Raw genomic sequence first — 16338 nt, forward strand, 5'->3', positions numbered from 1 at the left:
GCCGCCAAGCGATTACAGACCAGGTGGTTTTGCTACCGCCCGGTATGGGTATGTATGGTGAGGGTTGTCACAGTGGACTTGGGAACCGGATGCCGTCGATGAGACGTTAGGCGCCGGGGGATCGGAGGCATCGATGCGAGTGGTGATCCAACAGCCGCAAAGCATTCGACGAGATCTGCTGGTGCTGAGCCTGCTGGTCCTGCTGGGATTGGTCACCGTCGCACTGTTGCTGCTGCCGGGGATGGTCGGCTGAGTTCTCGCCCCATGACCGTCGAGTCCGCCGAGCGGGTGCTGTTCGCCGAACCGGGCGCGCGCTGGCGCACGGTCGCCTACGGTCCCGCGCTCTGCGTGGTCATCCTGCTGCTCGAACTGGTGACCGGCAGTCCCGTGCACTGGTTCGCCCTGCTCTTCTGCGCGGGCCTGATCGCGCTGTTCGTCGCGCTGCAGGTGGTCGCGGGCCGCCGCCACGTCAGCGTGGAGCTCACCGGCGCCACCCTGCGTTCCGGCGCGGAGACCCTCGCGCGGGCCGACATCGCCGAAGTGCTGCCGCCGCGTGCCGACGCGCGGATCGAGGAGGACTGGGAGTCCGCCCGCGCGCTCGGCGAACTGAGCGGCGTGCCGCGGCGGCGCACCGGCATCGGGCTGCGGCTGCGCGACGGTAGCGTGGTGCAGGCTTGGGCCAGAGACCATCGCGGGTTGCGGGCCGCGCTCACCGCGGCGCCGGCCACCGAGGAGAACGGAGCGGACCGTTGAGTCGAGGGATGGCTGTCGCCGAACTGGTGCTGGCGGTGCTGTGCGCGATCGGCGTGGCGCTGAGCTGGAACCGCGGGCTGGTCACCACCGGGTTCGCGGCGGCCGGCGAGCTCCCGGCCTTCGAGGTGACCCGCTACGCCGGGCCCTGGCTGCTGCTGGCCACGCTGTTGCTCGTCCTGGCGGGCGTGCTCGTCATCGATGGCGTTTCCCGCTTGCGGCGGGCCGTGACACGCTGACGCGAGTTCGCTGTTCGATCGCTCGTCTCCCGGGAAGATGCGTGGCATGACCACCGCGAAGAAGCTCGTACCCGGGATCCTGACCGGCCTCCTGCTCGGCGCGGCCCTGGCGGCGCCCGCCGCCGCCGACCCGATTCCGCTCGGCCCGCCCAGCGGCACGACCGGTCTGCTGCCGGCCCCGCTGGCCTGTCTGGCCAGCACCGGCTCGGCTCTGTTCTGCCTCGGCGTCACCTAGCCCGCGCGACCCCGCTTTCCGGGTGCTTACAACAGCCCGCGCGGGCGGTAGTTTGGCTTGGGGTTCATGGGTGATCGACTGTCGCCCAGCCCTTTTCGAGTGAGAGGTTGTGTTCGTGAAAACTCTGGTTGCGAAATTCGGCGTGGCTCTGGTGGCTACCGCGGCACTCGGGCTGGCCGCCGCGCCCGCCTCGGCGCAGGGCCTGCCGCTGGAGCCGGCTCCGGCCGAGGAGGTGTTCGCGCCGGAGACCGGCTCGGCCGGGATCTACAACAACGCCATGTGCCTGCTGCACACCATGTCCGCGTCCGTGCCCTGCATGTACACCTAGCTAGTCGGACCAGTTCTGGTAGACGTCCAGCACCCGGCCGCCGTTGGAACCGGGGGCGTTGAACAACAGGGTGATGGTGCCGTCGGGGTGTGCCGCCGACTCGGCGACGACCTGCCGTAGCGAGGCGTACACCCCGCCGTTCTGGTCCCGGTAGATCTCGGTTTCCGGGTGCAGCCCGGCCCCGATCCGGGTGAGCGGTACGAACATCGTGATCAGCGCCGGCACCGGGCCGCCGGCCACCGCCACGGTCTCGCCGTGGCTCAGCCGCACCCCGGCCCGGCCCTGGTCGAGCTGCAGCACCGGATCCGCCGCGGCCGCCGTTCCGCTACTGGCCGCGACGGCCGCGGCGCACAGTGCGGTGAACGCGACTGTCCTGCTGATGGTGATCCGCATGGAAACCCTCCCGGCCGTTAGCGGATGAGACGAAGACGGGTCGAGGTTACGCACCAGCAACCTTTCGGCGACCGATATCGCGGGAAACCGGAATCGGCGTGTTGCCGGGGCCCGGGTGGGGCGCATCACGTCGACTACACCCTGTCGTCGACCGGTTCCGGCACAGCTGCGAGACTGGGGGCCGTGAGTTCTTCTCCGCGCGTGGCTCCGACATCCGTTCCGGTTTCCGCCCAGCTCTTCGAGCGAGCTGCCTCGGTGATCCCCGGCGGCGTCAACTCGCCCGTGCGGGCCTTCGCCTCGGTGGGCGGCACCCCCAGATTCATCGCCTCGGCCCGGGGCTGCACGCTGACCGACGTCGACGGCAACGACTACGTCGATCTGGTCTGCTCCTGGGGGCCGATGATTCTCGGCCACGCGCACCCCGCCGTCGTCGAGGCGGTGCGCGAGGCGGCCGTCGGCGGCCTGTCCTTCGGCGCCCCGACCGCCGCCGAGATCGACCTGGCCGAGCTGATCGCCGCCCGCGTCGACCCGGTCGAGCGGGTCCGGCTGGTGAACTCCGGCACCGAGGCGACCATGAGCGCGGTCCGGCTGGCGCGCGGCTTCACCGGTCGTACCAAGATCATCAAGTTCGCCGGCTGCTACCACGGCCACGTCGACGCGCTGCTCGCCGACGCCGGCTCCGGCGTCGCCACGCTCGGCCTGCCCACCTCGCCCGGCGTCACCGGCGCGCAGGCGGCCGACACCCTGGTCCTGCCCTACAACGATCTCGACGCCGTGGCCGCCGCCTTCGCCGCGCACCCCGGCGGGATCGCGTGCGTGATCACCGAGGCCGCCGCGGGCAACATGGGCGCGGTCGCGCCGGTCCCCGGCTTCAACGAGGGCCTGCGCCGGCTCAGCACCGAGAACGGCGCGCTGCTGATCATGGACGAGGTGATGACCGGCTTCCGGGTCAGCCGCTCCGGCTGGTTCGGCCGCGACGGCGTCGCCGGCGATCTCTACACCTTCGGCAAGGTGATGAGCGGCGGCCTGCCCGCCGCCGCCTTCGGCGGTCGCGCCGAGATCATGAACCACCTGGCCCCGCTCGGCCCGGTCTACCAGGCGGGCACCCTGTCCGGGAATCCGGTCGCGGTCGCCGCCGGTCTGGCCTCGCTGCGCGCGGCCGACGACGCGGTCTACGCCGCGCTCGACCGCAACGCCCAGCGCCTGGGTGGCCTGCTGGGCGAGGCGCTGAGCGCCGCGGGGGTCGAGCATCAGGTGCAGTTCGCGGGCAATATGGTGAGCGTGTTCTTCGCCGACCGTCCGGTCACCGACTATGCCGCCGCCAAGGCCAGCCAGACCTGGCGTTTCCCCGCCTTCTTCCACGCTCTGCTGGACCGCGGCGTGTACGCGCCGCCCAGCGCGTTCGAAGCCTGGTTCGTCTCCGCGGCGCTCGACGAGGACGCATTCGACCGCATCGCCGCCGCCCTGCCCGCCGCCGCCGCTGCGGCGGCGGCCGCAACTCCCGAAGGAATCCGCGCGTGAGTTCCGATCCCGATCAGTCCGACAAGCGTGAGCTAACCAGCTTCGCCCCCGACAGCACCGCTCCCGTCACCGACTCCAGCGGCGACCCGGCCGCCGTGCAGGCCGCCGCCGCCGCGCTGGACGCCGGTCTCGCCGCCGCGGATGTCGAGGCCGAGGCCGTCGCGGCCGCGGTCGTCTACGCCGCCGCCGCGGACCTGGCCGCCGAGGGCGACGCCCGCGCCGCCGCCGAATTCGCGGCCGCCGCCGGCGAATCCAGCCAGGGCGCGCCGTTCAGCGAGGCCGAGGCCGCCGCGAGCGCCGAGGAGGTCTCGGCCCTGCTGGAAGGGGCGGCCGCCGCCGATCCGCTGAGCGACGCCGTCACGGCCGAGCGCGATTCGGCCGTCGCCGCCGCGCAGGTGGCGCTGACCGAGGGCGCGGATGTCGCCGACGCGGTCGTCCAGGCCGGTGAACCGGCCGCCGCCGCGCCGTCGGCCGGAGCGTCCGAGCCCGCGGTGTCGAGCACCGTCGCGCGCCCCCGCGCCGTCGCCCCGGACGCGACCGAACTGGCCCCGGTCGACGACGACGTCGAGACCATCGTGCACGTCGTGCGCCACGGTGAGGTGCACAATCCGCGCGGCATCCTCTACGGCCGCCTGCCGGGCTTCGCGCTCTCGGTGGCCGGGCGGGCGCAGGCCGGCGCGGTCGCGCGAGCCCTCGCCGATCACGACATCGCCCTGGTCATCGCCTCGCCGCTGCAGCGCGCGCAGGAGACGGCCACGCCCATCGCGGCGTCGCACAAGCTGCTCGTGCGCACCGACGAGAACCTGCTCGAGGCGGGCAACACCTTCGAGGGCCTGCGCGTCTCGGTCGGTGACGGCGCGCTGCGCAAGCCCCGGCACTGGTGGAAGCTGCGCGATCCGTTCACCCCGTCCTGGGGCGAGCCGTATCTGCAGATCGCGCACCGCATGCTGGCCGCGGTCAACAAGGCGCGCGTGGAGGCGGCCGGGCACGAGGCCGTGCTGGTCTCGCACCAGCTGCCGGTCTGGACGCTGCGCCGCTTCCTGCAGGGCCAGCGCCTCTGGCACGATCCGCGCCAGCGCCAGTGCTCGCTGGCCTCGCTGACCTCGCTGGTCTACCAGGGCGACACCCTGGTCGACATCGTCTACTCCGAGCCCGCCGGCGGTTCGGATCCCACGGTGCACGGCGCATGACCTCGGTGCTGCACGGGAAGCCGCGTCGCGTCGCGTCGGTCCTGCTCGCGTGCGTGGCGCTGGTCGCCGCGCTCGCCGGTTGCGCGACCGGCACCGACGCGGTGGCCACCGGCGGCACCTTCCAATTCGTCTCGCCCGGCGGCAAAACCGAGATCTACTACGATCCGCCGAGCGCGCGCGGCACCATCGGCGCGCTCGCCGGACCGGACCTGATGACCGGAAAGCCGCTGGCGGTATCCGATTTCGCAGGCAAGGTCGTGGTGATCAACCTGTGGGGGCAGTGGTGTGGTCCGTGCCGCGCCGAGGTCCCCGCGCTGGAAAAGGTCTACGAGGCAAGCAAAGACAAGGGCGTCGCCTTCCTCGGCATCAATGTGCGCGATCCGCAGCAGGACAAGGCGCAGGATTTCATGACCGCCAACAAGGTCGGGTACCCGTCCATCTACGACCCGTCCATGCGGACCCTGCTCGCGCTCGGCGGGAACTTCCCGACCAGCGTCATCCCCACGACCCTGGTGCTGGACAAGGAGCATCGCGTGGCCGCGGTCTTCCTGCGCGCGCTGATCGCGTCCGATCTGCAGCCCGTCGTGGACCGGCTCGCCGAGGAGGCGGCCGCGTGATCCACGGCGTTACCCCGCTCGACGAGGTGGTCGGGCGATGACGGTCCTCGCGAGCGTGGGGGATTCGTTCCAGCAGACCGCGGCCGGCGGGCCGCTGCTGCTCGCGCTGGGCGCGTGCGTGCTGGCCGGGCTGGTGTCGTTCGCGTCGCCGTGCGTGGTGCCGCTGGTGCCGGGATATCTGTCCTACCTGGCCGGACTGGTCGGGGCGGAGGTGCCGCCGGTGACCGTCGCGCAGGCCCGGGGGTCTGTGGCGGTGGACACCTCGAAGCAGGCGCTGCGGGCCGGGCGACTCCGGGTCGCCGGTGCCGCAGGGCTTTTCGTGGCGGGCTTCACGGTGGTGTTCGTGCTCGCCACCGCCACCGTCTTCGGCGTCATCCAGACCCTGAACATGAATCGTGAACTGCTGCAACGCGTCGGCGGCGTGGTCACCATCGTGATGGGGCTGGCGTTCATCGGCCTGATTCCCGCGCTGCAGCGCGACACCCGGATGGAGCCGCGCCGGCTGACCAGCATCGCGGGCGCGCCGCTGCTCGGCGCCGTGTTCGCGCTCGGCTGGACGCCGTGCCTGGGCCCGACGCTGTCCGGCGTCATGGCGGTCTCCGCGGGCACCGACGGGACCACCGCCGCCCGGGGCGTCGCGCTGATCGTCGCCTACTGCCTCGGGCTCGGCCTGCCGTTCGTGATCCTGGCCTTCGGGTCGGCGAACGCGCTGCGCGGGGTGGGGTGGCTGCGGCGGAATTCGCGCACCATCCAGATCGTCGGGGGACTGTTGCTGGTCGCCGTCGGCGTCGCGCTGGTCACGGGGGCGTGGGACCAGTTCGTGGCGTGGGTGCGTGACGCGTTCGTCTCCGAGGTGACGCTGCCGATATGACACTGACGGAAACCCCGGCGGCAGCGAAGCCGCCGCGCCAGTCGCTGCCCGGGCGGGCCTGGGCGACCGCGCGCAACGCCTGGCGCGGGCTGACCAGCATGCGCACCGCGCTGGTGCTGCTGTTCCTGCTGGCGCTGGCCGCGATTCCGGGCGCGCTGCTGCCGCAGCGCAACCTGAACGAGCAGAAGGTCGCCGAGTACATCGCCGACCGCCCGACCCTGGGCCCGTGGATGGACCGGTTCGAACTGTTCGACGTGTTCTCCAGCTTCTGGTTCACCGCCGTCTACGTGCTGCTGTTCGTCTCGCTGGTGGGCTGCATCCTGCCGCGCTGCTACGACCACTACCGGGCGCTGCGCACCCGGCCGGTCAAGGCCCCGCGCAATCTGGCGCGGCTGCCGCTCAACCACTCCGAGACGGTGGCGCGCGACCCGCGGCAGGTGATCGAGCAGGCCCGCGCGCAGTTGCGCGGCTGGCGCACCGAGGTCCGGCCGGGGGAGCGCGAGGGTGAACTGACGCTGTCCGCGGAGAAGGGCTACACCCGCGAGTTCGGCAACCTGGTCTTCCATCTGGCGCTGGTGGGGCTGCTCGTGGCGATCGCGGCGGGCAAGCTGTTCGGGTACGAGGGTAGCGTCATCGTGATCGCCGACGACGGGCCCGGTTTCTGCACCACCTCGCCCGCGGTGTTCGACTCGTTCAAGGCGGGCAACGTCAACGACGGCACCGGGATGACGCCGATCTGCGTGCGGGTCAAGGACTTCAAGGCCGAGTATCTGCAGAACGGTCAGGCCGAGATGTTCACCTCGAACATCCAGTACCAGGCCGGCGCGGATCTGGCGTCCAACACCTGGCGCGACAGCACCATCCAGGTGAACCATCCGCTGCGCGTCGCGGGGGACCGGCTGTACCTGCAGGGCCACGGATTCGCGCCGACCTTCACCGTCACCTTCCCGAACGGGCAGACCCGCACCGAGACCATCCAGTGGCGTCCCGACGACGCGCAGACCTTCCTGTCCAGCGGTGTGCTGCGCATCGATCCGCCCGGCGGCATGTTCCCCACCGAGGAGGAGCGGCGCAAGAATCAGATCGCGATCGAGGGCTTGTTCGCGCCGACCGCCGCGTTCCACGGCAGCCTGCTCACCTCCGCGTTCCCGCGGATGGACGATCCGGCCGTCGCGGTCGACATCTACCGCGGCGACACCGGTCTGGACACCGGCCGCCCGCAGTCGCTGTTTGCGCTCGATCAGGAGATGATCGCGCAGAAACGGCTGAACAAGGAAGCGCGGGTGAACCTGCGGCCCGGGGAGTCCACCACCCTGCCCAACGGCACGAAGGTGACCTTCGACGGCGCGAAGGAATTCGTGAACCTGCAGGTCTCGCACGACCCGGCGCAGCAGTGGGTGCTGGTCAGCGCGCTGGCCATGATGGCCGGGCTGCTGGTGTCGCTGCTGGTGAAGCGCAGGCGGGTTTGGGTGCGGGTCTACCCGTCCGCCGACGATGCCGGTACCGTTGACCAACGACGCGCCGTAGTAGAGATGGGCGGCCTCGCGCGCACCGACCAGGCGGGCTGGGGCAGCGAGTTCGACCGGCTGCGCGCGCGTCTGCTGGATCCTGCCAAGACCACTTCGGGAGAGTGACCATGCCGATCGACGAGACGCTCGCCGGGTACAGCAACCTCGCCTTCAAATCGGCGTGGGTTGTCTACGTGCTCGTGCTCGCGCTGCTGATCGTGCAGTACTCGGCGGCGCAGAAGCGGCTGTCCGAGCGCGAGCTGGTCGCCGCCGGCGGCGGCGCGATCGATCCCGGCCTGCCCGGGCGAATCGAGCAGGCGCCGAGGCGGCCGTGGCCCGAGCGTTTCGGCAACATGGCGTTCTCGGTGCTGATGGTCGGCATCGTGCTGCATGTCGCGGCGATCGTGTTGCGCGGCTTCGCGACCCACCGTTTCCCGCTCGGCAACATGTACGAGTTCGTGGTGATGGCCACGGCCGCGGCGATGGTCGTCGGCGTCGCGTTCCTCAACGAGCGCAAGTTCCGGTCGATGTGGGTGTTCCTGCTCGTGCCCGTGCTGGTGCTGATGTTCGTCGCGGGCCAGGTGCTCTACGCCGAGGCCGCCCCCGTGGTGCCGGCCCTCCAGTCGTTCTGGCTGCCCATCCACGTCACCGTGGTCAGCATCGGCAGCGGCATCTTCCTGCTCTCCGGCGTCGCCAGCCTGCTGTTCCTGTACCGCCTGCGCCAGCCCGAAGGCCAGGAGTCCGACAACCTGCTCGGCCTGATCGCCCGCCGCCTCCCCGACGCCCGCACCCTGGACCGCCTGGCCTACAAGACCACCATCATCGGCTTCCCCCTCTTCGGCGCCGGCGTCATCCTCGGCGCCATCTGGGCCGAAGCCGCCTGGGGCCGCTTCTGGGGCTGGGACCCCAAGGAAACCTGCTCCTTCATCGCCTGGGTCCTCTACGCCGCCTACCTCCACGCCCGCGCCACCTCCGGCTGGCGCGACACCAAAGCCGCCTGGATCAACGTCGCCGGCTTCGTAGCCATGCTCTTCAACCTTTTCATAATCAACATGGTGATCAGCGGCCTGCACAGCTACGCCGGACTCAATTAGCGTCTTCTACCTGCGGTTTCTTCGGTTCGTCTGGTTCGCCGGTCGTGTTCGCGCGCGAGGCGCGCTCAGTGCGGTGGGCATGGCAAGGAAAGCAGACCCGGCGGTTTTCAGCAGGAGGACGGGCAGGACCACAAAGAAGGTGGCTACGCCGTACCTACCTCTTAAGAGGTGATCTTTGACCAGATGGACCACCGGGGGCGCAGGCGTCCGTGCTGCCGAGCTCGGTCCACCTCCAGAGGGAGCCGGATCAGGTAGGTCGTCGACGTACTCAGAACAGAGCTCGTGGCATTGATTCCTAGTCCTCAATCCAGCGTTCCCTCCTAAGCGGGGGAAGGCCGTATCCTGTACCGCGACATTCGCCCCGCCCACACAAGCTTCAATCGCTGCTTGATTCGGATACACTGGTTTCAGGCTTTCCTTCATTTAGAATTCGCAAAGCCAGAGAGATTCGCGCCTGATCGCCGATCTTCGCATTCTTGATACCGGCGACCAGTTCTGCCGCCTCGGCCAATCTTCGCTCCATAAGAAGTTGTTCATGAACTTTTTGACCTTGCTCCGCCAAATGCTTGCGCGCTTGATCCGCACGGTAGGCAAGTGCAGCACCGCAAGTCCCCACTAGTATTCCACCCAGCCCGGAAACTAGTGAAATAGATTGTGTTGTATTGGTCCTGTCGACCAAGGCCAGGACGGCGGCCGCTAGAATAGCAACCCCACCTAAGATAGCGAAAATCGTGTAAATGACGTAGTTAAAATTTGCCTGCTTCAATGCCTGCCGATGCACTTTTTCCAAAAACGCGCTGCGGTCGCGAAGTGTATCGACAAATATTCTCTTGATTTCTGCAGCTTCACCCGACGTACCGCTGACTATTGTAATGTCTCCACCAACGGCTACATTGCTGATGCTAATAACATCGCCGTCAACGGTACTGCCGGTTACTGATTGCGTCACGCTAGATTCCGACTGTCGCCTAACCTTTCTTAGTTCTCTCATAGGGCCCCGAATAAGAAGAGGGCGTCGGCGGCGGCTCTGCTCAAACTCAACGGGATTTCCCTCACTTGCGGAAGCCCCGCGTTCATTCCGCTGTATTGAATCGGGAGAGTTAACAGCTTCATCGGATGGTTGAATTTCGTCGTTAGACATTGAGCCCCTAGTCGAAAATGACCATACAAAGGATTTAAATCGCCTTAGTGTACGCTCCTTTGGTCCTCCTGGTTCCGAACATCGGGAGTCGATCCCAGAACAGCCTGAGACTGCGTGGACCGAAGTTGCAGTCCCACTTGCCCCGTCGGTACGCAGTCGGTACGCAGCAGCCCCGCCAATCCCCCTCGGCAGGCAGCACCCCCAACAGCGAGCACGCTGGTCAGCCAGCGTCACCAACATAGCCGCACAGTGCCTTGAACTGGGGTTATGTGAAACGTCATAGTTCGGGACGAAGAGGTCGCCGGCCAAGCCCGGCGATCTTTTCGTCATAAAGGGAGGAAGCGCTGGAGGAGCAGACGCCGTCTGAGCGGATCAGACGCCAGGGCTTCAGGCAGCCGCGTATCGTCTGAGGTAGTACAGCGGACTGAGGAGGTGTCGGCGCTTGGGAACTCGTAGCAGGCGAGATGCCGCGCGCGCCCGTCTACTTGCTGCCACGGGGGCGGAAACTGAGGATGACGCGGCCCGCAAGGCCCTAGCTCAGGTGTTCTCTGCCGTGGAAAGCCGCGGCTCGATGGACGAGGAAGCGGCGGAAAGTCTGGTAGAGGCAGAAACCCGCCGGATGCGTGAAGAGAAGCGAAACCGCGACCATGCGCCATCTGGGAAGAGGTGAGCGTTGCGGAGAGTTGTTCTGGATACAAATGCTCTGATATCCGCAGCTCTGTCCCCTCGAGGTGCTTCGGCTAGTCTTGTCCAGGCGGCGCTGAACCGGGATCTGACCTTGGTTGTATCCGATAAGCTCATCTACGAGCTAGAAACGCGACTCGCTCGAAGTAAATTTCGCCGATACCTGTCCGAGGAAGAGGCGGAGCGCTATGTGGACGCAATCTGCCTCGTCGGCCAGTGGATTGTTGATCGGCCAGATGCGGAAATGCCTCTCGTGTGCAGGGATCCTGATGACAATTTCTTAGTCGCGCTGTATCAGGATGCCGATGCGCATTTATTGGTCAGTGGCGATAAAGATGTTCTGGCGATCTCGTATCCCAACGTGAACATCTGTAATCCGCGCACGGCGATCGAGAATTTGAGCTTTAAGCATGAGTGGGGCGATTTCTTGCCCGGTGGATATGAAGATGCTATGGCCTCGGCCTCAGCAGAAGGCTACAAGCCGATCCTTGATGTCTACAGTGCGTTCGCTACGATCGTGAACCAAGACGATGCGAAGCATTTGCTACCTCTCGTTGTCGTGCCGGAGACGGTCAAAAGCTTTCAGCGCGGACTCAGGGCTATTCGAAAAGCGCTAAAAAATAGAGGAATGACTACCCGTCCACATATTGCTTCGCCTGAGGTTGCGTACGTAAAGCTGCCGCCAGACCCGGGTATTGGCCTGCGCGCAACTGATGACCGCGAATTGCCAGCGGATACGATTTTTGCAACAGTGGTCAGGTGTGAAGATATACCCGATCCGTCGGGAATTAATTTCGATCACTGGCGCGTTTTTGGTGTCGGAGCTGCAGTCCCGGTGGATGAAATTCCGCCACGGGCCTTGCGATCGACCTAGAAGACACCACCTGCGCCTTACCGAAATCGCGCTTCGAGCTCGGTCAATGCAAGTGGTCAGTCTGATCGGTGCAGGTGGACAATCCTGCCCCTGATGGTTTGCCGACGGGTGATGGCCTGACCTGCCCCTACCAGCGTGGGTACGCAGGAAGTACGCAGTAGCATTGGCCAGCACCAACGTCACCATCGCCTCCACTGCGCAAACGTGCTGGTAGTGGACATGCTCGTTGACAACCGTCAGCTACAAACGGCGAGAACGCTTTTCATCATCAACATGGTGATCAGCGGCCTGCACAGCTACGCCGGATTGAACTGACGGCAGCCTGGGTCTGTTGACCTAGGCTTCAGCCGTGCCCAAACTGCTGCTGTCCAATCCGTACTCGGACAAGACGCTCACAGTAATGCTCGAGCCGTACGGCGAGGATTACTGGATGCGGCCAGGAGACGCATTCATCATCGAGTTCGACGATGCCGATTACTCGGAACACGTCGTCAGCAACGACGCGCAGTTCGATGTCTCGTGGCACGAGGACGGCATCATCGTCTGGCCGGCGGGTCGTTTCGGCGGCACCGTGCGTGACCAATCGGGCACCGAACTGCCGTGCGGTCACCAACGACCGGAACACGTTGACCGCGCATGGCGGAAAGACAGTGGGAGCAGCAGCTCTCCGAGCTCCGATGGCCCGAGTGCCTGACTTCAGTGCGGGCGGTGTAGCGAGACCCGCTGTGCTGCAACCCGGCAGCTGGGTTGACGACCCAGCCATAGCGCCGAACGCTTCCTGATGGGTGCGCGTAGTGACCCGGTCTGGAACGATGGGCCGGGTGAGTGGGGTGGAGCGCCGGGTGGAATTGCTGTCGTGGCCGTCGGAGTGGCGGCGGGACGAGCAGCGGAACCGGGTGAATGTCGCCAAGGGCGACAGTGGGATTCGGGTTGTCCAGGTGGACGTGGACGGCGTCGTGGAGCAGGGGCTGCTGGTGCCGTTCCAGCGGGCTTCGCGGTGGGTGGGTGTGCTGTTCCTGGTGATCGGTGTGGCGGGTATGGCATTGGTCGGCGTGGGCGCGGTGCGCGCCGTGGTGTATCGCGACTGGCGGCCTGTCGCGGGCATGGTGTGCATCGGTTTGGTCGCTGCGTTCTTCTTGTTCATCGCGTACGCGGTGCTGGCGGAAGATCGCTCCGCGGCAACCGGTCTGCGGCTCACCCCGACCAGGATCGTCGGTCCGCATTTCGCGATCCCGTGGCACGAGGTCCAGCGAATCCGCCCGTTCGTTTCCGATCGAGGGTCGGGCAACTGGGTCAATGCCGGTGCGTGGACGAACGACTTCGCTGTGGAGGTGCGCGATCCGGAGGCGGTGCTTCCCGCGCGGGTCGGTCGCGCCACTCGCCTTCTGCTCCAGAAAACCCAGGGCAACGCGGTTTTGACCGTTCAGGACAAGCAACTGGCGGTGCACCCGCTGCTGGCCTATCACCTGGTCCGCCACTATTTCGAGAACCCGGCGGAACGCCCCGGCATCACCCGAGCCCTGTCCTGAGCGGTGCGAGGAACAAGAAGAACGCGGCGACGACAGCCACCTGACCGTGCGCTGGGCAGAGATCGCCCGGATTCGTTCCGGACGCGGGCGCACGGCAGTGTGGGCTGACGCCGACCTGGAGGTCAACCATGAATCGGCTTACCACCTGGTCAGCTACTACTTCGACAATCCGGGCTAGCGTTCGGTCGAGGACCCGTCTCCGTCGCGGCGCTGCTTGGACAGCCGCCACAGGAACTCCGGGTCGTCGTCCGGCCCCACAACACGCTTGGGCTGTGGTGTCCGCGGGGCCTGCTCGCTCATCCGTTCCGGACCGAAAGCTTTCCAGCACAGCACCGCGATAGCCACCACCGCGATGAGTGCCAACAGGTACGTCACGTGGCTCACCTCCTGCTTACGAGGTTAGCCGCGTGCGTGCCCGATGTGCATCGCGGACACGAAATTGTCGGAGGAGTCCGGGCGCGGGCATTGACAGGAGAAACGGGCCCGCGCCCGCACGGGTGACGAGGGCCGGCGCAGCCGGCCGATGCCCCGCTCAGCGCGTCAGCGGATGGACGCTTCCGTGGTGAGCGAACGCAGTAGCTGCAGCACCTCGGACTCACGGAACCGGCGGTGGCCGCCGGGTGTGCGCAGCGACCCGAGGCGCCCGGCGTGGGCCCAGCGGGTGACGGTCTTGGGATCGACGTGGAACATGGCAGCAACTTGTCCCGGTGTCAGCAGGGTGTCCTGGCCGCCGACGGTGATCGCACTCATAGCAAACCTCTCCGTTCTCGACAGTTCCCTCATCAGATGGCGCCATCGTTGCACCCCAACCCCTAGGTACGCGAACCACCTACGTTTGGTAAAGGCGAAGTAATGGACAAAACGGATAAGCGCCCGACCTCGGCGATGGGTGGGGACCGAGGGCGGGCAACAGCTTCGCATACGCTGGCAGACGTGAGCGACGCAACTCAGCCAGACCCCGCATCCGCCCAGCAATCTCCGAAGGCGAACAGGCGGCTGGTCCGCAACCTCGCGCTGTACACGCTGGCCAGGTTGCTGCTGGTCGCGGCGCTGACGGCGGTGATCGTGCTGCTCGCGAAAGTGGTGGGCGTCGAGATCCCGATCGTGGTGGCGGCGCTGTTCGCGCTCATCATCGCGATGCCGCTGTCGCTGACGTTGTTCAAGAAACTGCGCACGCGGGTGAACGAGGACATCGCGGTGGTCGACGCCAAGCGCCGCGCGGACAAGGCGCAGTTGCGCGCCCGGCTGCGAGGCGAGTCGGAGGGCGGTAAGTGAAGTTCTGTGACCAGAGCGCGCCCCGGGAGTGGGTGGACAACGCGGTCCGGCTGATCGACGCCGACACCCAGCGCAGCGCCGACACCCACCTGCTGCGCTACCCGCTGCCCGCGGAGTGGGGAATCCAGCTCTACCTGAAAGACGAATCCACCCACATCACGGGCAGTTTGAAGCACCGCCTGGCGCGCTCGCTGTTCCTGTACGCGATCTGCAACGGCTGGGTCACCGAGGGCACCACGGTGGTGGAGGCGTCCTCCGGGTCGACCGCGGTGAGCGAGGCGTATTTCGCCAAGCTGCTCGGCCTGGACTTCGTGGCCGTCATGCCCGCGAGCACCTCGCCGCAGAAGATCGCGCTGATCGAAGCGCAGGGCGGCCGTTGTCATTTCGTGCAGCGCCCACCGGAGATCTACTCCGAGGCGGCCCGGCTGGCGCGCGAGTGCGGCGGGCACTACATGGACCAGTTCACCCATGCCGAACGTGCCACGGACTGGCGCGGTAACAACAACATCGCCGAATCCATCTTCCAGCAAATGGAATTGGAGGTGTGCCCGGTGCCGGAGTGGATCGTGGTGGGCGCGGGTACCGGCGGCACCAGCGCCACCATCGGCCGGTACATCCGCTATCGCAGGCACGTCACGAAACTGGCGGTGGTGGACCCGGAGAACTCCGCGTTCTTCGGCGGCTACGAGACCGCCGATCTCGATTACCAGACCGGAATGCCTTCTCGCATCGAGGGAATCGGCCGCCCGCGGGTCGAGCCGTCGTTCATCGCCCAGGTGATCGATCGGATGATCCACGTGCCCGACGCCGCCTCGATCGCGGCGGCGCGGCACGCGAGCGTCGCGCTGGGCCGCCGGGTGGGCGGGTCCACCGGCACCAATCTGTGGGGGGTGTGGGCGCTGGTGGGGGAGATGCTGGCGGCGGGCCGCTCGGGCAGCATCGTCACGCTCATCTGTGATGGCGGCGATCGGTACGCGGGCACGTATTTCGACGACGCGTGGGTCGCCGCGCAGGGCATGAGCCTGGCCGAGCCGACGGCGATCCTGGAGAAGTTCCACGCCACCGGAGCCTGGACCGGCTAGCCGCCCGGCCGCACGTCACCCCCGTCGCTTCGCGGCGGGGGTTTTCGCGTTTTCCGAGAGCGAACATCGTCAATTTTTGTTGACACGAGGCCGTAGCGTCAATCAAAATTGACGGCATGACAGAAGCAACCAACCTGGCGGCCGCCGCCGGCAGTCCCGACCCCAGGGTCGGCCTGCGCGCGGTGCTCGCACTGCGTCGGCTGCTCGAGCGTCTGGAAGCGATCCAGGTCGACAATGCCCGCGAACAGGGCTGGTCCTGGCAAGCCATCGCCGAAGCGCTCGAGGTCAGCAAGCAGGCGGTCCATCAGAAGTACAACCGGAGAGGCAGGAACCGCTGATGTTCGAACGGTTCAGTAAATCGGCCCGGGTGGCGGTGGTCGACGCGCAGGAGACCGCCCGCATGCTCGGCTCCACCACCATCGACGTCGAGCACGTCCTGCTCGGGCTGCTCGCCGCCGGCGACGCGGAGCTCGAAGAGCTGCTCGCCGCCGCCGGGCTCACCCACGACGGCGTGCTGGCCCAGCTCGCGGCGCCGCCCGCGGGTGCGGCGGCCGCGGACGAGCCGCTCGGCGCCGCCGATGCGGAAGCGCTGCGCTCGATCGGCATCGATCTCGACGCCGTCCGCGAGAGCCTGGAGGCCACCTTCGGGGCGGACGCGTGGGAACGGGCGGTGCCCGCCGAGGAGGCCAAGCGCGGCCGGTTCGGCTTCGGGACTCCGCGTCTGTTCGGGCACATCCCGTTCACCCGCGGGGCGAAGAAGATCCTGGAGCTTTCGCTGCGGGAGGCGCTGGCCCGCGACGACGGCACCATCGAATCCGCGCACATCCTGCTCGCGATCCTGCGGGCGCCCAACGAGACGACGGCGCGGATCCTCGGCGGCGGCAAGGGCATCGAGGCCCTGCGGCCCAAGGTGCACGCGCTGCTGGATCAGGCCGCCTGACGGGGCAGGAGCGGACTGGTCATCGTGTTTCGCACGCGCCCCGGGTGCACCCGGGGCCTAGCATGGC

General features: G+C 67.3%; 21 protein-coding genes. 17 read left to right on the forward strand and 4 right to left on the reverse strand.

The features are described from left to right. Positions 1 to 264: 264 nt before the first annotated feature. The 4 genes from AB0I43_RS13630 to AB0I43_RS13645 all read left to right on the forward strand — a co-directional run bounded on the left by AB0I43_RS13630 (position 265) and on the right by AB0I43_RS13645 (position 1552). Complete coding sequence (locus tag AB0I43_RS13630; protein WP_356973602.1) at positions 265 to 753, forward strand: hypothetical protein; 489 nt, start codon at positions 265 to 267, stop codon at positions 751 to 753. An 8-nt stretch (positions 754 to 761) separates the two neighbouring features. Continuing rightward, complete coding sequence (locus AB0I43_RS13635; protein WP_356973601.1) at positions 762 to 989, forward strand: hypothetical protein; 228 nt, start codon at positions 762 to 764, stop codon at positions 987 to 989. Positions 990 to 1035: 46 nt separating this feature from the next. Next, positions 1036 to 1224 carry a hypothetical protein gene (locus AB0I43_RS13640; protein WP_356973600.1) on the forward strand — a complete coding sequence of 63 codons (189 nt, stop codon included), beginning with the start codon at positions 1036 to 1038 and terminating at the stop codon, positions 1222 to 1224. A gap of 115 nt (positions 1225 to 1339) precedes the next feature. Next, positions 1340 to 1552: a hypothetical protein gene (locus AB0I43_RS13645; RefSeq protein WP_356973599.1), complete on the forward strand. Its 213-nt coding sequence runs from the start codon at positions 1340 to 1342 to the stop codon at positions 1550 to 1552. Here the strand turns inward: AB0I43_RS13645 and AB0I43_RS13650 are convergent, their stop codons facing one another. Further along, positions 1553 to 1945 carry a hypothetical protein gene (locus tag AB0I43_RS13650; protein WP_356973598.1) on the reverse strand — a complete coding sequence of 131 codons (393 nt, stop codon included), beginning with the start codon at positions 1943 to 1945 and terminating at the stop codon, positions 1553 to 1555. Positions 1946 to 2146: 201 nt separating this feature from the next. On the opposite strand from AB0I43_RS13650, the gene hemL reads away from it, so the two are divergent. The 6 genes from hemL to ccsB all read left to right on the forward strand — a co-directional run bounded on the left by hemL (position 2147) and on the right by ccsB (position 8746). After that, positions 2147 to 3466 (forward strand): glutamate-1-semialdehyde 2,1-aminomutase, encoded by a 1320-nt coding sequence (gene hemL, locus AB0I43_RS13655; protein ID WP_356973597.1) that lies wholly within the window; start codon positions 2147 to 2149, stop codon positions 3464 to 3466. A 542-nt stretch (positions 3467 to 4008) separates the two neighbouring features. Beyond that, a complete protein-coding gene (locus AB0I43_RS13660; RefSeq protein WP_356973725.1) occupies positions 4009 to 4656 on the forward strand; it encodes a histidine phosphatase family protein in 648 nt (215 codons plus the stop codon). Then, entirely contained in the window at positions 4653 to 5273 is a 621-nt protein-coding gene (locus AB0I43_RS13665; RefSeq protein ID WP_356973596.1) for a TlpA disulfide reductase family protein, read from the forward strand. Before AB0I43_RS13660 ends, AB0I43_RS13665 begins: the two co-directional genes overlap by 4 nt. 37 nt (positions 5274 to 5310) lie before the next feature. Beyond that, on the forward strand, positions 5311 to 6144 hold the full coding sequence (locus AB0I43_RS13670) for a cytochrome c biogenesis CcdA family protein (protein WP_356973595.1): 834 nt from the start codon (positions 5311 to 5313) through the stop codon (positions 6142 to 6144). After that, the gene (locus AB0I43_RS13675) at positions 6141 to 7778 is read left to right on the forward strand and encodes a cytochrome c biogenesis protein ResB (RefSeq protein WP_356973594.1); all 1638 of its coding nucleotides are present in this window, start codon (positions 6141 to 6143) and stop codon (positions 7776 to 7778) included. Before AB0I43_RS13670 ends, AB0I43_RS13675 begins: the two co-directional genes overlap by 4 nt. 2 nt (positions 7779 to 7780) lie before the next feature. Next, the gene (gene ccsB / locus AB0I43_RS13680; RefSeq protein WP_356973593.1) at positions 7781 to 8746 is read left to right on the forward strand and encodes a c-type cytochrome biogenesis protein CcsB; all 966 of its coding nucleotides are present in this window, start codon (positions 7781 to 7783) and stop codon (positions 8744 to 8746) included. 376 nt (positions 8747 to 9122) lie between these two features. Here the strand turns inward: ccsB and AB0I43_RS13685 are convergent, their stop codons facing one another. After that, positions 9123 to 9695, reverse strand: a complete 573-nt coding sequence (locus tag AB0I43_RS13685; RefSeq protein WP_356973592.1) for a hypothetical protein — start codon at positions 9693 to 9695, stop codon at positions 9123 to 9125. A gap of 865 nt (positions 9696 to 10560) precedes the next feature. Between AB0I43_RS13685 and AB0I43_RS13690 the strand changes: the two genes are divergently transcribed. From AB0I43_RS13690 to AB0I43_RS13700, 3 genes are all read left to right on the forward strand, one after another. Next, complete coding sequence (locus AB0I43_RS13690) at positions 10561 to 11445, forward strand: putative toxin-antitoxin system toxin component, PIN family (RefSeq protein WP_356973591.1); 885 nt, start codon at positions 10561 to 10563, stop codon at positions 11443 to 11445. Between the two features lie 349 nt (positions 11446 to 11794). Then, positions 11795 to 12139: a hypothetical protein gene (locus AB0I43_RS13695; RefSeq protein ID WP_356973590.1), complete on the forward strand. Its 345-nt coding sequence runs from the start codon at positions 11795 to 11797 to the stop codon at positions 12137 to 12139. A gap of 127 nt (positions 12140 to 12266) precedes the next feature. Then, positions 12267 to 12974: a hypothetical protein gene (locus AB0I43_RS13700; protein WP_356973589.1), complete on the forward strand. Its 708-nt coding sequence runs from the start codon at positions 12267 to 12269 to the stop codon at positions 12972 to 12974. Between the two features lie 174 nt (positions 12975 to 13148). On the opposite strand, the gene AB0I43_RS13705 is transcribed toward AB0I43_RS13700, so the two are convergent. Both AB0I43_RS13705 and AB0I43_RS13710 read right to left on the reverse strand, forming a co-directional pair. After that, on the reverse strand, positions 13149 to 13349 hold the full coding sequence (locus AB0I43_RS13705) for a hypothetical protein (RefSeq protein WP_356973588.1): 201 nt from the start codon (positions 13347 to 13349) through the stop codon (positions 13149 to 13151). Between the two features lie 165 nt (positions 13350 to 13514). Further along, positions 13515 to 13724: a BldC family transcriptional regulator gene (locus AB0I43_RS13710; protein WP_194816112.1), complete on the reverse strand. Its 210-nt coding sequence runs from the start codon at positions 13722 to 13724 to the stop codon at positions 13515 to 13517. A 183-nt stretch (positions 13725 to 13907) separates the two neighbouring features. On the opposite strand from AB0I43_RS13710, the gene AB0I43_RS13715 reads away from it, so the two are divergent. The 4 genes from AB0I43_RS13715 (at position 13908) to AB0I43_RS13730 (ending at position 16271) form a co-directional block, all read left to right on the forward strand. Further along, a complete protein-coding gene (locus AB0I43_RS13715; RefSeq protein ID WP_356973587.1) occupies positions 13908 to 14249 on the forward strand; it encodes a DUF4229 domain-containing protein in 342 nt (113 codons plus the stop codon). After that, complete coding sequence (locus AB0I43_RS13720; protein ID WP_356973586.1) at positions 14246 to 15331, forward strand: PLP-dependent cysteine synthase family protein; 1086 nt, start codon at positions 14246 to 14248, stop codon at positions 15329 to 15331. Before AB0I43_RS13715 ends, AB0I43_RS13720 begins: the two co-directional genes overlap by 4 nt. A 116-nt stretch (positions 15332 to 15447) precedes the next feature. After that, the gene (locus AB0I43_RS13725) at positions 15448 to 15669 is read left to right on the forward strand and encodes a helix-turn-helix domain-containing protein (protein WP_356973585.1); all 222 of its coding nucleotides are present in this window, start codon (positions 15448 to 15450) and stop codon (positions 15667 to 15669) included. Continuing rightward, positions 15669 to 16271 carry a Clp protease N-terminal domain-containing protein gene (locus tag AB0I43_RS13730; RefSeq protein WP_356973584.1) on the forward strand — a complete coding sequence of 201 codons (603 nt, stop codon included), beginning with the start codon at positions 15669 to 15671 and terminating at the stop codon, positions 16269 to 16271. Before AB0I43_RS13725 ends, AB0I43_RS13730 begins: the two co-directional genes overlap by 1 nt. Positions 16272 to 16338: the final 67 nt, after the last annotated feature.

It is taken from the genome of Nocardia sp. NPDC050435 (genome assembly GCF_040655395.1).
Taxonomy (GTDB): domain Bacteria; phylum Actinomycetota; class Actinomycetes; order Mycobacteriales; family Mycobacteriaceae; genus Nocardia.

What these genes read in the sequence shown, in the direction of transcription:
- AB0I43_RS13730 (WP_356973584.1), top strand. Translation starts at nt 15,669, where the DNA reads ATGTTCGAACGGTTCAGTAAATCGGCCCGGGTGGCGGTGGTCGACGCG.
- AB0I43_RS13635 (WP_356973601.1), top strand. Translation starts at nt 762, where the DNA reads ATGGCTGTCGCCGAACTGGTGCTGGCGGTGCTGTGCGCGATCGGCGTG.
- AB0I43_RS13670 (WP_356973595.1), top strand. Translation starts at nt 5,311, where the DNA reads ATGACGGTCCTCGCGAGCGTGGGGGATTCGTTCCAGCAGACCGCGGCC.
- AB0I43_RS13710 (WP_194816112.1), bottom strand. Translation starts at nt 13,724, where the DNA reads ATGAGTGCGATCACCGTCGGCGGCCAGGACACCCTGCTGACACCGGGA.
- AB0I43_RS13630 (WP_356973602.1), top strand. Translation starts at nt 265, where the DNA reads ATGACCGTCGAGTCCGCCGAGCGGGTGCTGTTCGCCGAACCGGGCGCG.
- ccsB (WP_356973593.1), top strand. Translation starts at nt 7,781, where the DNA reads ATGCCGATCGACGAGACGCTCGCCGGGTACAGCAACCTCGCCTTCAAA.
- AB0I43_RS13650 (WP_356973598.1), bottom strand. Translation starts at nt 1,945, where the DNA reads ATGCGGATCACCATCAGCAGGACAGTCGCGTTCACCGCACTGTGCGCC.
- AB0I43_RS13665 (WP_356973596.1), top strand. Translation starts at nt 4,653, where the DNA reads ATGACCTCGGTGCTGCACGGGAAGCCGCGTCGCGTCGCGTCGGTCCTG.
- AB0I43_RS13675 (WP_356973594.1), top strand. Translation starts at nt 6,141, where the DNA reads ATGACACTGACGGAAACCCCGGCGGCAGCGAAGCCGCCGCGCCAGTCG.
- AB0I43_RS13640 (WP_356973600.1), top strand. Translation starts at nt 1,036, where the DNA reads ATGACCACCGCGAAGAAGCTCGTACCCGGGATCCTGACCGGCCTCCTG.
- AB0I43_RS13725 (WP_356973585.1), top strand. Translation starts at nt 15,448, where the DNA reads ATGACAGAAGCAACCAACCTGGCGGCCGCCGCCGGCAGTCCCGACCCC.